Source organism: Paraburkholderia sp. CHISQ3, assembly GCF_030464945.1.
Lineage (GTDB): Bacteria > Pseudomonadota > Gammaproteobacteria > Burkholderiales > Burkholderiaceae > Paraburkholderia > Paraburkholderia megapolitana.
Genome location: NZ_JALPRG010000005.1, coordinates 482542 through 498721 on the forward strand (window position 1 = coordinate 482542; position 16180 = coordinate 498721).

Sequence of the window (16180 nt, forward strand, 5' to 3'; positions counted from 1 at the left end):
GGTTTCCGCTTCGGCGGACAGGTGGGTTGGGTGGCTGGGGTGCGGCTAGATGCTTTAAACCTCGCCCCCTGCCGGCTCCGCTTCATGCCCGAGCCGCGCCTTCGCATGCCGCATCTTCTCCAGCGTCTTCGGCCCGAGCCGCAAGGCAACGCCGATTGCAAGCGCATCGACGATGCACAGATGCACGAGCCGCGACACACCCGGCGTATTCGGATCGATCGGGCTCGGCACGCGCAGCAGCAGCGGAATATCGACGAGCCAGGCCAGCCGCGAACCGACGTTGGTCAGCGCAATCGTCGTCGCACCGCGCTCTTTGGCGATCTGGATGCTTTCATTCACTTCGACGCTACGCCCCGCGTGCGAAATCGCGAACGCCACATCACCCGGTTCCATCAGCCCTGCATAGAGGCGCTGCAAATGACTGTCGCTAAACGCGCTCGACGCAATATCGAGGCGCAGAAAGCGCAACGCGGCATCCTGCGCGACCAGTCCTGAACCCGAGCCGACGCCGAAGAAGAACACGCGCCGCGCATGCGAGAGCGCGGTGATCGCAGCATCGACGGCCACTGGGTCGAGCTCGCTGCGTGCATGCATGATGCCGTCGACCGCTGCCTCACCCACCTTGTCGAGCAGCGTCTGGGTATCGTCGTCGCGCGCAACCGCTGTCGACGCATACGGCATCCCCCCCGCCACACTCTGTGCGAGCTGCATCTTGAAGTCGCGCAGCCCGTGCGCACCGATCGCACGACAAAAGCGCGTCACCGATGGCTCGGACACGTCGGCACGCTGCGCCAGTTCGGTGATGCTTGCGCGCATCGCGAAGTCGACGTCGGAGAGCACCATGTCGGCGACCTTGCGCTCGGCGGGCCGCAACGACGTCAGTGCGCCGCGGATGTGGGGAATCAGATTCGGTGCGGACACCCCTGCGTTCCTTATGGGTTGAGGTCTGGAATCCGCGCGCCGGTCACGGCTTCGACCACGGCGGCGTCAGGCGATTCTGTGTCCGCTCTCCGTATCGAACAGATGAAGATTTCCGGCAGGCAGCCCGAGCGTTACGCGTTGCCCAGGCTCGAACGCCGAGCGCAGACGGCTGGTGACACACCACGTATTGCCGCCAATTTTCCCGTACAGATGCGTTTCCGCGCCGGTCGGCTCGACGACCTCGATGTCCATTGTCACGACAGCTACGCCAGCCGCGGCCTGGTTTGCGAGATCGATGTCGACGTGTTCGGGCCGCACACCGAGCGTGCATTTCGTGCCCACCGGTGCGCCCGCTCCGGGCAGGCCGATCTCCACGCCGTCGCCGAGTTTCAGTACCGGGCCCTGTGCGCCGGCCACAACCACGCCTTCGGCGAAATTCATCGAAGGCGAACCGAGAAAACTCGCGACGAACAAGTTCGCGGGCCGGTCGTACAGATCAAGCGGCCGGCCAACCTGCTCGATGCGACCGGCGTTCATCACGACGATGCGATCGGCCATCGTCATCGCTTCGATCTGGTCGTGCGTCACGTAGATGATGGTGTTCTTCAGCCGCTGGTGCAGCGCCTTGATTTCCGTGCGCATCTGCACGCGCAGCTTCGCGTCGAGGTTCGACAGCGGCTCGTCGAACAAGAACAGTGATGGTTCGCGTACTACGGCGCGGCCCATCGCAACCCGCTGCCGCTGGCCACCCGACAGTGCGCGCGGCAGACGGTCCAGATAGCCGCTCAGATTCAACATCTTCGCCGCGGTCTCGATGCGCGGCTTGAAACTCGTCGGCGATTCCTTGCGGATGCGCGGACCGAACGCGATGTTCTCGTACACCGACAGATGCGGATACAGCGCGTAGCTCTGAAACACCATCGAGATGTTGCGCTGCTGCGGCGGCAGGCTGTTCGAACGCGTACCACCGATCAGCAGATCGCCGCCGCTGATCTCTTCGAGCCCGGCGACCATCCGCATCAACGTGCTCTTGCCGCATCCCGACGGGCCGACCAGCACGACGAATTCGCCGTCGTCGATCGCGAGGTCGATGCCGTGCACGACCTGGGTCTCGCCATAGCGCTTGAAGATGCCGCTCAGTTGCACTGCTGCCATGCTGTCCTCATTACGGTTCTTGCATCGAACGCGGTGTGTTCACCGGGCTCAGATCGATTCGAGCGTCAGTTCCTCGGCCATCGGCCGGTTGCCGGCCATCAGGCCGCCGTCGACGGGCAACGCCACGCCGGTAATCACCCGCGCCTGCGGCGACGCGAGGAACAGTACGGCGTCGGCGATATCGTCCGGCGTTGCGAAGTCGCCCAGCGGATACCACTTCTTCAGGTCTTCGAAAACCTGCGGATGCTTGTCGACACGCGCCTGCCACGCCCTCGTTTTCACCGTGCCCGGGCAAACGATATTGGCGCGAATACCGTAGCGGCCCAGTTCGATGGCAAGCGCCTTCGTGTAACTGATGAGCCCGGCTTTCGCCGCGCTGTACGCCGGGTGGCCAAGTGCCGCCATGCCGTTCACCGAGCCGATCAGCACCAGCGCGCCGCGCTGCCGCTCGATCATCGACTTGCGCACCGACTCGACCACGTAATACGTGCCGTTCAGGTTCAGGTTGATGTCGCGCTGCCAGCTTGCTGCATCCGTGGTCGCGAGGGTGGGCCGCAGTGCGCCGCCCGCGTTCGCGACCAACACGTCGACCGGGCCGCGCACGGCGACCGCCTCGGCCACCGCCGCCTGCACCGTCGCCGCGTCGCCGATGTCGACCGCGACCGGCGTGACGTGCTCGGCGCCCAGCGTCGTCGTGAGTTCGCCGAGCGCCGCGGCGTCGATATCGAGCGCCAGCACGGTGTCGCCCTCCGCGACAAAACGCTTGCACAACACGCTGCCGATCCCGCCGCTTGCTCCCGTCACCAGTACGACACGCTTCATGTCCGTCCTCGTCAAATTACCCGTCAAGCTTGTAAATTTCCAACATATGGGTTGGCGGGCGGCGCGCAGGTGCAACCGCCCCAGCCCGCCGTCCCAGCCTTGCAGCGCACAAAATCCCCCTTCTTTTACAGCATCTTATGGCAAAAACGGGTTTGAGAAAAAATATCGACAACCCTACGTGACAAGCTTTTTTTCGTCATGTAGGATTTTTACAAACAACAATTCCAACCCAGCGGCCGGTTGCCGGCGGCAGACCACCCCAAGGAGAGTCGAAATGTCGTTGCATGCACGTGCTTCCCTCGTGCTCGGCAGAATTGCCGTAGCACTTGCATTTGCAGGTATCGCCCATGCGGCGCAGGCCGACACGGTCCGCGTCACCGTCGCCCACTACAGCGATGCGACGGCGCCGTACTTCGAAAAGATGGCCCGTAACTTCGAGAAAGCGAATCCCGGCACCACGATCAAGATCGAGGACGTGAACTGGGACACGCTGCAGCAGAAGCTGCAAACGGACATCTCGGGCGGCGCAAACGCCGACCTCGCTATCGTCGGTACGCGCTGGCTGCTCGATTTCGTGAAGGACGACGTGGCTGAGCCGCTCGACGGCTATATGGACCCGACCTTCAAGGCGCGCTTCATCGGCCCGTTCCTGGCCCCGGGCGAGATCAACGGCAAGGTGTACGGCCTGCCGATCGCTGCCTCGGCCCGCGCGCTGTACTACAACAAGGATCTGCTGGCCAAGGCCGGCTTCCCCGATGGTCCGAAGACCTGGGACGACGTGATCGCCGCGTCGAAGAAGCTGAAGACCATGGGCATTGCCGGCTTCGGGTTGCAAGGCAAGGAAATCGAAACCGACGTCTACTGGTACTACGCGCTGTGGACCAACGGCGGCGATGTGGTCGGCAAGGACGGCAAGGCCGCGTTCAATTCGCCGGCAGGCGTGAAGGCAGCGACGCTGTACAAGACGCTGATCGACGACGGTCTGACGCAACCTGGCGTGACCGGCTACAGCCGCGAGGACGTGCAGAATCTGTTCAAGCAGGGCCGTGTCGCGATGGTGATCTCGGCGCCGTTCCTCGCCAAGCAGATCAAGAAGGAAGCGCCTAACCTGAAGTACGGTATCGATCCGATTCCGATGGGCACGACGCACGCCACCTACGCGGTGACGGATTCGATCGTGATGTTCAAGAATTCGAAGGTGAAGAAGAGCGCGTGGAAGTTCCTCGACTATCTGTTCACGAAGGAACCGCGCGTCGAGTTCACGAGCACCGAAGGCTTCCTGCCTACGACGAAGGCTGAAGCCACCGATCCGGCGTTCAACGATCCCGACACGAAGGCTTTCGTCGCGCTGCTGCCGACCGCGAAATTCGCCCCGACCATCACCGGCTGGGAAGATACCGCGAAGGCTGTCTCGAACGCGATGCAGTCGGTCTACCTCGGCAAGGCGAAGCCGGCCGATGCATTGAACGGCGCAGCTACGGAGGCTAACAAGGCACTCGGCCACTAAGACGTTCCGCGTAGTCGCTGCGCGTGAGCCACCGCTGTTGGGTGGGTTACGCGCAGCGACCGCGATAGCGACTACGCAACACAGCACCCCGCCCTTCCCGTCGCGCCGACCCATGTTTCACCGGGCCGGCGCTTCCTACGATCGAGCACGCATGAGCCGTTCCCGCAGTACGCCCAGCCGTTCCATCACGCAGCGCCTGTCGGCGCCCTGGTTGCTGATCGCGCCGAGTCTGATCCTCGCGCTGTTCATCATCAGCTATCCGATCTACAACATCGTGTTCCAGTCGCTGCATGAGGTGTCGCGCTTCGGTGCGATTCGCGGCTTTAGCGGGCTGCAGAATTTCTACAGCGTGTTCTCCGATCCGGTGTTCGCCGATGCGGCACGACGCACGATCGTCTGGACCGCGTGTGTGGTCGGCGGCACGGTGCTGTTTTCGGTGCCGGTTGCGCTGGTGCTGAATCAGGACTTCTACGGCCGTGGTGTCGCGCGGACCATCGTGATGCTGCCGTGGTCGGTCTCGCTGACGATGACCGCCGTGGTCTGGCGCTGGGCGTTCAACGACGACTACGGCATGGTCAACGTGACGCTGCAGCGGTTGGGATTGATCGGCGGACCGATTCACTGGCTTGCTACACCCGAATTCGCTTTTCCAGTCGAGATCGCGGTCGGTATTCTCGTATCGATACCGTTCACGGTGACGATCCTGCTGGGCGGATTGTCGTCGGTACCGGGCGATATCTATGAAGCAGCGCGCATGGATGGCGCGAGCGCATGGCAGCAGTTCCGCAAACTGACGATGCCGCTGCTGCGGCCGTTCATCAACATGGCGATCCTGCTGAACGTGATCTACGTGTTCAACTCGTTTCCGATCATCTGGGTGATGACACAGGGCGGCCCGGACAACGGCACGCATATTCTCGTCACGTACCTGTACGAACTCGGCTTCCGGCTCGGCCGGCCTGGCGAAGCAGCGGCGGTATCGCTGATCATGCTCGTGATGCTGTTCGTGTTTTCGATGGCGTATCTGCGCATGCTGCCGCAAAAAGAAGGGGACGCCGCATGAGCCTGAAGATGAAACGCACACTGTGGTGCTGGCTTGCATTGGCGCCGCTCGTCGTGCTCGTGCTGTTTCCGTTTGCGGTGATGCTGTTCACTGCCTTGAAACCCGCGGACGAAGTGTTCGTCTATCCGGCGCGCTGGTTGCCGGTGCACTGGCACTGGCAGAACTTCGCCGACATGTGGGTCGCGGCCAATTTCGGCGTTGCGTTGCGCAACAGCGCGGTGATCAGTGTGCTGTCGACATCGCTGGCGCTCGCCGTGAGTCTGCCTGCTGCCTATGCGCTCGCGCGTTTCCCGTTTAGCGGTCGCAGTGCCTACCGGCAGTTCCTGCTCGTCACGCAAATGCTGTCGCCAATCTTGCTGGTGGTCGGCCTGTTCCGGCTCGCCGCGATGATTCCGTACGGCGACGGCAACCTGGTCGACTCGAAGATCGGTGTGATCGTCTCGTATGCGGCGTTCAACATTGCGTTCGCAGTGTGGATGCTGTCGTCGTATTTCCAGACCGTGCCGCGCGATCTCGAAGAAGCGGCGTGGCTCGAAGGATGCGGTCGCACGCGGGCGGTATTCAAGGTGTTCTTGCCGCTCGCGGTGCCGGCGATCGTCGTGACCGCAATCTTCACGTTCATCAATGCGTGGAACGAGTTTGCCGTGGTGTACACGCTGATCCGTTCGCCGGAGAACAAGACGCTTACCGTTCAGGTGACCGATATGGTGGCGGGGAAATATACGGTTGAGTGGCACCTCGTGATGGCTGCCACGCTGTGTGCGACGTTGCCGGTTTCGATTGTGTTTGCGTGGTTGCAACGGTATCTGGTGAAGGGGCTGGCGTTGGGGGCGGTGAAGTGAGCGTTACCGCTCTTTCCTCTGCGCCTCCACCGTAACCATCCAGCAGATCACCGCACCCGCAGCCCAGGCGCACGCGAACATCAATTCGACATCCAGCAGGCTCTGAAAATTCTCCGCGTTTTCGAAGCTGCATGTCTTGTGCGTCTGGAACTGGATGCACCCCGTCTGCATGTCCTGAAAGACCGCAAACAATTTATACAGACCCCATGCCGTGAATGTCAGGGCAAGGAGAGCGAGCTTCTTCGATTTTTTCATCGCACGTTCCGTAAGTCTGGTTCGGCAAGATAACACCTCGCCGTGTTAAAGCTCTCGTGCCTCGTTGAACTTCAGTTGGTCAGGTATGGTGTACGCTGCTGACTTTACGTGAAGGTCACTGACAGCGCGAACCGTACGACGGCGATCCGCGCTGCCAACCAACACCTGGAATATTCCCGCCGTTCAAACCCGAACGATAGACAGGGCAAACTCCAGGGCCACCCTTGTTCAGGCCTTACAGCCCAAGCGCCTGCTTCAGTTGCAACATTTCTTGCTGCCACGCCTGCTGCAAATGCGGCTTTTGATGTTTTCGCTTACGCGCCAGGTCCGCCGCCAGCCAGTCCTCCAGTTCGCACAAGCGCTGCCATTGCGACTCGGCCTCGCTATCGCTGGATGGCGCGTCAGCGTGGACCGGTGCTGTAGCGGGAGCAACCCCGGACACCGGCACATCATCGCGCGCCGTGAACAGCTGCTGATATGCCCTCGCCGCATCCGGCCACTCCTGCAGCCGACCGTTATGGATCGCCCAAAAGCGATTGCAACTGTGCTCGATCAACTCGCGGTCGTGCGACACCAGTATAAAACCGCCCGCGAACTCAGCCAGCGCATCAGCCAGTTCGTGTTTGCCTTCCATGTCCAGGTGGTTGGTCGGTTCATCGAGCCACCACAGGTGATAACTGGCCATCGATAGCGCGAGAAACAGCAGACGCGCCCGCTCGCCGCCGCTTAGCGTCGCCACGGTCTGGCTGTGGCGCGAGTAGGCAAACCCCGCGGCAATCAATGCCTGTCGTCGCTCTCTATCGCTCACCGGAGCAAACTTATAGAGCGCATCCGGTAGCGTCGCGTCGTCTGCCAGTTGCTGCAATGACTGATCGTAGTACGCAATGCGCGCCGCGGGATGAAAACGCCAGCCGTGGCGCGCTTCGCCTTGCTGCACATCGCTCCAGCACTGGCGTAACAACGACGACTTGCCGGTGCCGTTACTGCCTAGAAGCGCGACCTTGTCGCCGGGTCGCAGCCACAGGTGATCGATTTCAAACAACAACGGTTGTTCAGCTTGCGCACGCACCTGCAGGCCTTCGAATGCGAGCAAACGGTCGGCCGCCAGCGCACTGCCCTGCAATTTCAGGCGCCATGGGCTACCGCGACTGACGAACGTTTGATCGTCTTTCAGCTTGTCGACACGCCGCTGGATGGACTTCGCCTGCCGCAACAGTTTCTCGTTGTCGTGCTCGCGACCCCATATCGCCAGACGTTTGCTGCTGGCAGCAAGGCGATCGATTTCCTTTTGCTCGCCGGCGTGGCGCGCCTGCGCGGCCACATCGGCCTCGGCCAGCGCAGTCAACGCACGGCTGCAAGGCATGTCGAAGCTATACAACCGCCCGTCGCGCAAGATCCAGCTCTTGTCGCTCAGCGTGTCCAGCAGCCGCGGATCGTGCGACACCAGAATGAAACCGCCCTGCCAGCGGCGCAGAAAATCTTCGAGCCAAAGAAGCGAAGGCAGATCCAGATGGTTGCTCGGTTCATCGAGTAACAGCAGATTCGGCTCGAGTAGCACCGCGCGCCCCAACAGCAAACGGGTGTGCTGACCACCGCTCAGGCTGGACACCACTGTGTGTGCCTGCGCCGATAACGCCAGTTCGTCCAGCAGGCTATCTACGCGCCAATGCTGCGCCGGCTGTGCGCTAACAACTTCGAGCAATGCATCGCGTGTGGTTAGACCGGCCAGTCCAGGCGGCAGATGCTGCTCGACGTGCTGCAGGCGACACTGCCCTGCATATTGAACGCTACCGGCATTAGGCTCGCGGCTGCCGGCCAGGATGCCGAGCAAACTACTCTTGCCACAGCCGTTATGTCCCAACAGACCGATGCGGTCACCGAGTTTTACGGTAAAGGAAAGATCCTGAAACAGCGGACCGTGAACGGTGTCCAGCTGCAGGGAAAGTGCAGAAATCAGGGTTGTCATGCTCTTGCTCGCGTTTCATTGGGACGTGCTTGTCCCTGTCAACAGGAGCGCTGGCGACAACGGTAGAGTCGAGAAAGGACTCGGGAAGGTGGAGTGGGCTTTGCTCTGACCGGGTTATCGCAGCGCGATGGAACTCAGGCAAGAGCGGGTAAATGTGCTGGTCAAATGTGCCAACCACAGTGGGCGCACTAGCAAAACCATATTTACCTCCTTTTTAAAAAGAGTGAGAAGTAGCGCGGGAGTTTATACCTGCTCTGGGTCAGCATACAAGTTGCCGACGCAACGGTGTCCACCGCTGCCGGGGTTCCGGCTAGGAAACGACGACCGTAAACTCGACTCCCGATTCGAAGTCCAGTGTCGTGCTCGAAAAACGCGGACTTTGCTCGAGGTAGTGCTTGTAGGCCTGCACGGCATCTTCCGCGGTGTACATATTGTCGGCAAGCACGATCGATCCCGGCCGCAGAAGAGGCTCGACTTGCTTGAACAGGCGCAGATAGGCATCGGCCCAAATGTCGATAAACACGATGTCGAAGGTACCGTCCAGTTCCGCGACGGTCTTGAACACATCGCCTTCACGAAGATCGACATACGGCTCGACTTCCGCCGTCCGGATATGTTTGCGTAGCTGTGCACACTTTGCAGCGTCGAGTTCGGTCGCAATGACGGTACCGCTACCCAACGTGCGCAACGCCTCCGCAAAATACAGTGTCGACACGCCGCAGGAACTGCCGAGTTCGAGAATCCGCGACGGCCGGTGCGCAAGCACCATGTTCCGCAAGAACTGTCCCATCCCGGCGGAGATTGCCAGCAACAGGTCGACGCCTTGCGAGGATTCCGTATCCTCGCTCGATAGTCCTTGCTCGCGAAGAAACCTGCCGCGTAGTCGCGGGACAAGTGCACCGTATTGCTCCGCAAGTTCCGCGAGTTCCTCGCTTGATCCGTGAAACTGTGCGCGTGCGCGGGCCATCGTTTCAGCGGTGCTCTGTTCGTGCAGGCGATTCAGAAGCGCAGTGCCTGGTGATGACATGTCCTCTCCCCGTCAGGTCGGTGGCGTTGATGAGTGGTCATCGTGAGGACGTCCTGGAACTGCGAATATTGTGGCCGGCCTACTGAAATGCCTCGACAAGATAGTCGATGAGCACCCTCACCCGCATCGGCACGCGGCGGCCAGCCGCATAAACAAGATGAATAGGCACCCGCTCGGGCTGCAGTTGCGGCAGCAATACCTGAACCTGGCCGGAACGGATCTCTTCCGCCAGCAACCAGAACGGCGCCTGAGAAATACCCAGACCGCACAGTACAGCGGCGCGAATATGTTCTGCATCGCCGGTAAGCAGCGAACCGTGCGGAACGTAGGAGACGGTTTCGCGCCCGACCTTGAGTGCCCAGGGGTAACGCTCGCGGCCTTTCGCAAAGACAATGCAGGTGTGCTTGTCCAGATCGGGAATGCGAGTCGGCACGCCTTGCGCCGCCAGATACCCAGGCGTCGCCACCAGGACGAAATCGGTCTCGGACAATTTCCTCGCGGTCAGCGAAGAGTCCACCAGTCGCCCATGGCGGACGGCCAGATCGACACCCTCTCCCACCAGGTCGACCGGGCGTTCCGACACCGACAGTTCGATCGAGACATCCGGATAGCGTCGAAAGAACTCGGGAAGTAGCGGCGTAATGCAAAGCCGGCCATGCGCCGGGGCGGTGTTGATCCGGATCAGTCCTCGCGGCAACTTCTGGCGCTCGCCCACGGAAGACTCGATCGCGTCGAAATCGTCCACCCATTGTTTCGCCGACTCGTAGAACGTCTGCCCCGCTTCCGTGATCACGACGCGACGCGAGGTACGCAAAACGAGCTGAGCACCCAGATGTCGTTCCAGCGCCACGATCTGCTTGCTGACGGCAGGCTGCCCGATCCCTTCCTCGCGCCCCACGGCGGAAAAGCTGCCGCATTCGACAAGGCGCACAAACAGGCGAATTGCATCCAGTCGGTCCATCTGTGGCACCTCATCAATTCCAGAATGGAATCGATGGTATGTCTCGAAGCGGCGTTTCGGCAATGGATGAAGTTGCTTATGTTACGGGCTGCGCTATCAGCGAAACCAGAACCGACACCGAAACAGAAGGAGCTTATTGATGAAAGCAATTTGTGTAACGCCGAGCCGAGGGTTGGAAGTGCGCGACGTCCCGACCCCGGACCAGCCCGCGCCGGGCCATGTCGTCATCGACATGGATGCGTCCGCAATCAACCATGGCGACAAGACTTTCCTGAGAGTACCCACCGCGGCGGGCAGTGTGCCGGTAAGCGGTCGCCACGATGTGTGGGGTGCTTCAGGATCGGGGCGCATCGTCGCGTTGGGAGCAGGTGTTCCGGAAGAATATGCGGGCAAGCAGGTGGCGATCTATCGCGCGCTCGCCCGAAGCCCGGAGAACGTCGGACTGTGGTGCGAAAAAGCGCATATGCGCCACACGAGTTGCCTGATCCTGCCCGATCATGTTCGCGCAAGGGACTATTGCGGCTCGCTCGTCAACGTCATGACGGCTTACGCTTTTCTCGAAGAGATCGTTGAGGCGGGTCACAAGGGCGTGATTGTCACAGCCGGAAATTCGGCAACCGGCCATGCGCTCGCCGCGCTCGCGCGGAAAAGGAACGTGCCCGCGATTTTTCTCGTGCGCACCGAGGCAGCACGGGACGCGCTCCGCGCGTCGGGTGTGGAGCATGTCATTGTCACCCGCGAGGGCTTCACCGATACGCTCGCTGCGCTATCTACCGAACTCGGGACGACTGCGGTGTTCGACGGTGTGGGCGGTGACCTGCTCGGCAAAATTGCTCCCAGCCTGCCGATGAACTCCACGATCTATTTCTATGGCTTCCTCGGTGGCAGTGCGCCGGCTTCGATCCAGTCCGCACTCTTCATGATGAAAAATCTGATCATGCGGCGGTTCAGCAATTACGACAGCAGGACCGTGAAGGATCAGGACAAACTCGTTGCCGCGCTGAAAACGCTCGCGGGCGTGATCGACGATCCGATGTTCATGACCCGAATCGGCAAAGAGTTCAGCTACGATCAGATCGATCAGGCCATGGCGTACGAATCGCTCGATGGGAGTAAAGCTGTCCTGGTTGCGTAGATTTCGGCATTTATTGCATTCCTCGTTTTATCGGCTGGATGCTGATCGGATAAATTGCGGAGCGAATAAATTGCGAATTGAATAAATCGATAAAATCATTTAAAAGAATTTGACAACAAGTCACTCGCATGATCCCATCCAGTCATACTCGATTGATGAACAGATTAATTTCTTTCAATTGAAATTAATTGAATCCGGCTCTGGAATTTACACGGGAATCAGGAAATTCTGTAGTTACATAATTTTCGCCGACATTTAGGGCTCTCTTTTAAAAACGAGAAAGCCTCTATCGAATTGCGTGCTCAATATCTGGGTAACGCCGCTCGACGCCTGCTGGCTGCGTCTCGTAGAGGCGCGCCCAGCCGCCGGCAATACAACTATCCGCATACGCGCTTCAAAGAAAGTGCGTGAGTAACTGGGATTGTGCATGTTCTCGCGAATATGCCATCCCAGCAGTCGTTCCCCTATAGCAATCAGGAGATGTTCATGAGAACAGGAATGCTCAAAGGTCTTATAGCGATTGTTTGCGGATGTGCACTGGCGGCATGCGGAGATAGCGGTTCCGGCGGCGTAGCAAGCGTGGCAAACAAGGAAAAGGCAGTGTCAGCGGCGGCAGCAGCCGTGCCGGGCGGATTTATATTCAGCCCCTACAAGGACATCACAATCAGCCTGAACTGGAACACAAACGTGATTTCCACCAATGTGACCGGTTCGCTTCAACCGATCCTGAACGTATTGCCAGGTAACCTCAGCACCCTGACGTGGGCTTTTGCCACCGGAGAGTGCGGTAGCGAAAACTGGGGCGGACTGCAGCCGTCGATGGTCGCCAGCGCCAACGTGCAAAACATGGTGAACGCAGGGAAGAAGTACATCCTCTCGACCGGGGGCGCGGCGGGGACGTTTACCTGCGGCACGGATGCCGGATTCCAGAAATTCATCCAGACCTACAACTCGGCCAATCTCGTGGGCGTCGATTTCGATATCGAACAAGGCCAGAGCCAGGACATCATCAACAACCTGGTCCAACGGGTCATCACCGCGCAGCAAAGCTATCCGCAGCTGCGTTTCAGTTTCACGATCGCGACGCTCGGTGGCAATTCGCCGCAAAGCCTGGGGACGGAGGGCGTCATGGTCATGAACGCCATCAAGAGCTATGGGCTGACCAACTACACCGTCAATCTGATGGCGATGGATTACGGCAGCACCAGTGCGTCGAACTGCACGATCAGCAACGGGCAGTGCGAGATGGGTCAATCGGCGGTTCAGGCAGCGACCAATCTGCATAGCTACTACGGCGTGCCGTATTCGCAGATCGAACTGACACCGATGATCGGTGGCAATGATACGCAGGGCGAAACGTTCACGCTCGCCGATGTAGCCACTGTCACCTCGTTTGCTCAACAGAACGGCCTTGCAGGGGTCCATTTCTGGTCATTCGATCGCGACGACGACTGTACCCAAAGTTACTCTTCGCCGACCTGCAACAGCTACGGACAAGCCGGTACGCTGGGCTTCACCAACCGGTTCCTGTCCGCGTTGAATCTCTAACGTCTCTGGGCACATGAGTGCGGAGCAGGCGAGCTCGCCTGCTCCTTGTCAGCGAAAAAATTCCGGCCGACCCCTGATGGGACCAGGCTGCGAGACAGATATGGAGAGAAAGAGATGAGACAGCAGCAAGAGAAATTAACAGCAGGCAGATTGGCAAGAATGCTTTCTACGGCGCTCGTGGTTACGGCAGCCGCAAGCGCGCTCCATGCAACAGCGGGTCTTGCCGCCACGCCGCCGGCATCGTCCGCGGGTAGCTACACGATCGTCAACAGCAATACGGTCCGGTTCAACGCCTCAGGGGGCTCGTGGGTCATCTTGCACTATGTCGTGGGTAGCGGATCGCAACTCAACGTCGCGATGACCATGTCTGGAACGAGCGGAACCTATACCGTACCCAACATCCCCGCTGGCAGCGTAGTGAACTATTCGTTCACCGTGGGTCAGGCAAACGGCTCTGCGTACGACACGGCATGGAGTCAGCTTACGATGGGGTCGTCGGCACCCGCTTCCGGATCGTTCCCGGCCGCTGGAACGACGATCAATCTGGTCAACGGCACCAACGGTGCGTACCCGGACAGCCAGGTGTACTGGACGATGGTCGGCATGGACCCGACGAACAATAACGCCTATGTCCATGTGAATTGCTCGGGCGCACTGGTTCCCATGAGTGCCGGCGACGACTCCGAACAGACCAAGAACGGTATCGGCTACGCGAACTATTCAATTCCGCTGTCGCAGTGCAAGTCGATCACGATCCCGCAGATTACGTCCGCGCGGCTCTACCTGAGTGTGGGTAGCACCATGTACCTGCAAGCGGTAGGCAGCCCCGTAACGGGCTATACGGGGCCCAATATCGACAACCCGACCGATCCCAACATCGACGTGACCTTCGACTTCGTCGAGCTGGATGTGAACAGCGCGAATTTCTTCGGCAATACGACGCGCGTCGATCAGTTTGGCTTCCCGGTGCAGTTGCGGCTGCAAGGTCAAGGTGGGTTCGACCAGACGGTGGGTGAGACGGAAACACGTGCGGCGCTGTTCCAGGAGTTCCAGGCACAGGTGCCGGCGCCGTTTCAGGGGCTCGTGCAGTCGCCGTACCGGATCGTTGCACCGGCACATGGCAGTTTCAACACGGGCGGCGCGAACGGGACCTACCTGGACAGCTACATTCAATCCGTCTGGAACCAGTACACCTCGCAAAGCCTGACCTTCACCGATGCGCAGGGTACCTTCACGGGTCATGTCGTCAATGGACAGTTCCAGTTCACCGACGGCCAGGGCACCTACTACATCAACGCCAAACCGACGACGGCCGAAGTACTGCTTGGTAACGGTGTGCTGAACGATGCATCGAATGCCGCGCCCGGTGTGCCGACCGCGAAACAGTTGCAGATCCAGGCCCAGCTGTGCGCAGCATTAAACCGTCATGTTGCGGAAAACTCCGCACTTTGGGCCACTTCCAGCAACTTCTACGCGACACAACCCACGAACTCGTACTCGCAGTTCTGGCACGCGCACGCGATCAACAACCTGACCTATGGGTTCCCTTATGACGATGTGAATGGGTTCAGCTCTTCGCTAGTGGGCACCAATCCGACCATTGCGACGATTACGGTGGGTTGGTAGTTACGCGCTTCCATAGGCACGGGCGCGGTGCCCGTGCCACTCGTCCTCAAACAAGGCGTAATCCGTTCTCAGGCAAGATCTCCTGAATCACGGCAAACCGATGCTCCTTCACAGCGTCGTGAAATTTCCGGTAGTCGCTTTGCTCGAACGCCGGAGTCCAGACGGGCCTCGACTTGCCATCGTCCTTGACCTTGATACCTGTCGCCTTGTGCTTCCAGGAACCGGGGCCTTTAGGGATATAGGCAACCAGTTCTTCCTTCAAACCAGGAAACGCGCCTGCGGCGAGCCAGTCGTGGATGACCTGCAGCCGCACGTTTTCGTCCGTATCGACGCTGGTCGAAAGCAGCTCGCGCAATACGCTTTTCTCCTGTGCTTTCAGGCCCGGCTGGGTGTTCAGATCGTCCGCGCCCGCGCAGTACGCCTGCACGGCGCGACAAGCCATGTCGGCGGCAACGAGGAAGTCGGGGAGATTGTCCCGTACCACGCGCTGTCCCTTGCCGTTGACGTAGTGCCATTTTGCCCACGGCTGGTCGGGATAATGCAGAGCGGCACCATGTCCGAGCGGAACGGTGCGGGAAAGCACTTCGGCCTCGACATCGTCGACGAGATGGTCCGTCGCGCGCCGGATATGTTCAAACCATTGTGCCGGGGTACAGTCTTCGGCTTCGAGGTGACTGACCTTGTTGTAGTCAGACTCGATGCCGGCGAAACCCTGGTGTGCCCAGGTATCGACATACGTGTGCAAGGTCACGCCGAGTCGATGCAAATCGTTGTCGGTACCTTTCTTCGCAATGGCCTTGAGAATGACCTCGCGCGCGACCTTGCTATCGGGACGGCAAACAGCGCGTTCCTCAAGGGTATTCCCTTCCCCTGCGGGGAGAAAATGAAACGGCGTCCAGACGAGTCGATTCAACTCGTTGAACAGATTCTCGTAATCGAAAATCTTGTGGGCGCTTGCGATGCGCTCGAAACGCTCGCCGCCGGCGAAATACAGCAAGCCGGGCGTTGTAGCGTCGTCGACGTACTGACAGGCGTGCGCCACGGTCGTTGCGTCCGCAACGGGTAGTCCGGCAAGCCTCGATACAACGTAAATGACGCCATAATGGAAATCGATATTCATGACTGGTCTCTCTTTTTCTTCGCCTGTTGCGTAGTCGAGGAACGGGCTGATGGTCTGCAAGTTTGCCCGATTCTTCACGCAGGGTTGGCGGTTCGCGTTGGCGCTGCCTAAAGAACGAGTGTTACAGGACTTAATTTCAGCTTCAAGTCCGGAAACCCCTCACGAGGTACTTTTCTGCGTTGAGCACCGCAGGGCGCGCCGCATAAGGATCGTCACCCCGGCAAGACCCGCA

The 16180-nt window shown here is 59.9% G+C and carries 14 protein-coding genes; 6 read left to right on the top strand and 8 right to left on the bottom strand.

The window, feature by feature from the left end; all coding sequences use genetic code 11:
- Window positions 1–54: 54 nt before the first annotated feature.
- From M0D65_RS14800 to M0D65_RS14810, 3 genes are all read right to left on the bottom strand, one after another.
- Window positions 55–921 carry a MurR/RpiR family transcriptional regulator gene (locus M0D65_RS14800; RefSeq protein WP_266253339.1) on the bottom strand — a complete coding sequence of 289 codons (867 nt, stop codon included), beginning with the start codon at window positions 919–921 and terminating at the stop codon, window positions 55–57.
- Between the two features lie 66 nt (window positions 922–987).
- Window positions 988–2076, bottom strand: a complete 1089-nt coding sequence (locus M0D65_RS14805) for an ABC transporter ATP-binding protein (protein ID WP_266253340.1) — start codon at window positions 2074–2076, stop codon at window positions 988–990.
- 48 nt (window positions 2077–2124) lie between these two features.
- Window positions 2125–2898 carry an SDR family oxidoreductase gene (locus M0D65_RS14810; RefSeq protein ID WP_266253341.1) on the bottom strand — a complete coding sequence of 258 codons (774 nt, stop codon included), beginning with the start codon at window positions 2896–2898 and terminating at the stop codon, window positions 2125–2127.
- A gap of 274 nt (window positions 2899–3172) precedes the next feature.
- On the opposite strand from M0D65_RS14810, the gene M0D65_RS14815 reads away from it, so the two are divergent.
- The 3 genes from M0D65_RS14815 (at window position 3173) to M0D65_RS14825 (ending at window position 6310) form a co-directional block, all read left to right on the top strand.
- Complete coding sequence (locus M0D65_RS14815; RefSeq protein WP_266253342.1) at window positions 3173–4405, top strand: ABC transporter substrate-binding protein; 1233 nt, start codon at window positions 3173–3175, stop codon at window positions 4403–4405.
- Window positions 4406–4556: 151 nt separating this feature from the next.
- Window positions 4557–5468, top strand: coding sequence for a carbohydrate ABC transporter permease (locus M0D65_RS14820; protein WP_266253343.1), 912 nt, complete (start codon window positions 4557–4559; stop codon window positions 5466–5468).
- Complete coding sequence (locus M0D65_RS14825) at window positions 5465–6310, top strand: carbohydrate ABC transporter permease (protein ID WP_266253345.1); 846 nt, start codon at window positions 5465–5467, stop codon at window positions 6308–6310. The genes M0D65_RS14820 and M0D65_RS14825 overlap by 4 nt, the downstream gene beginning before the upstream one ends.
- A 3-nt stretch (window positions 6311–6313) precedes the next feature.
- Here the strand turns inward: M0D65_RS14825 and M0D65_RS14830 are convergent, their stop codons facing one another.
- The 4 genes from M0D65_RS14830 to M0D65_RS14845 all read right to left on the bottom strand — a co-directional run bounded on the left by M0D65_RS14830 (window position 6314) and on the right by M0D65_RS14845 (window position 10519).
- Window positions 6314–6565, bottom strand: a complete 252-nt coding sequence (locus M0D65_RS14830) for a hypothetical protein (protein ID WP_091008535.1) — start codon at window positions 6563–6565, stop codon at window positions 6314–6316.
- A gap of 235 nt (window positions 6566–6800) precedes the next feature.
- Complete coding sequence (locus M0D65_RS14835) at window positions 6801–8531, bottom strand: ABC-F family ATP-binding cassette domain-containing protein (protein WP_266253346.1); 1731 nt, start codon at window positions 8529–8531, stop codon at window positions 6801–6803.
- A gap of 310 nt (window positions 8532–8841) precedes the next feature.
- Window positions 8842–9558 carry an O-methyltransferase gene (locus tag M0D65_RS14840; RefSeq protein ID WP_266253347.1) on the bottom strand — a complete coding sequence of 239 codons (717 nt, stop codon included), beginning with the start codon at window positions 9556–9558 and terminating at the stop codon, window positions 8842–8844.
- Between the two features lie 79 nt (window positions 9559–9637).
- Window positions 9638–10519: a LysR family transcriptional regulator gene (locus M0D65_RS14845; RefSeq protein ID WP_266253348.1), complete on the bottom strand. Its 882-nt coding sequence runs from the start codon at window positions 10517–10519 to the stop codon at window positions 9638–9640.
- Window positions 10520–10658: 139 nt separating this feature from the next.
- Here M0D65_RS14845 and M0D65_RS14850 point away from each other — a divergent pair, with 139 nt between their 5' ends.
- From M0D65_RS14850 to M0D65_RS14860, 3 genes are all read left to right on the top strand, one after another.
- Window positions 10659–11654, top strand: coding sequence for a Zn-dependent oxidoreductase (locus M0D65_RS14850; protein ID WP_266253349.1), 996 nt, complete (start codon window positions 10659–10661; stop codon window positions 11652–11654).
- Window positions 11655–12140: 486 nt separating this feature from the next.
- A complete protein-coding gene (locus tag M0D65_RS14855; protein WP_091008548.1) occupies window positions 12141–13202 on the top strand; it encodes a glycosyl hydrolase family 18 protein in 1062 nt (353 codons plus the stop codon).
- A 159-nt stretch (window positions 13203–13361) separates the two neighbouring features.
- On the top strand, window positions 13362–14828 hold the full coding sequence (locus tag M0D65_RS14860; RefSeq protein WP_266253412.1) for a glycoside hydrolase family 64 protein: 1467 nt from the start codon (window positions 13362–13364) through the stop codon (window positions 14826–14828).
- A 46-nt stretch (window positions 14829–14874) separates the two neighbouring features.
- On the opposite strand, the gene M0D65_RS14865 is transcribed toward M0D65_RS14860, so the two are convergent.
- Entirely contained in the window at window positions 14875–15948 is a 1074-nt protein-coding gene (locus M0D65_RS14865) for a DUF6765 family protein (RefSeq protein ID WP_266253350.1), read from the bottom strand.
- Between the last annotated feature and the right edge of the window lie 232 nt (window positions 15949–16180).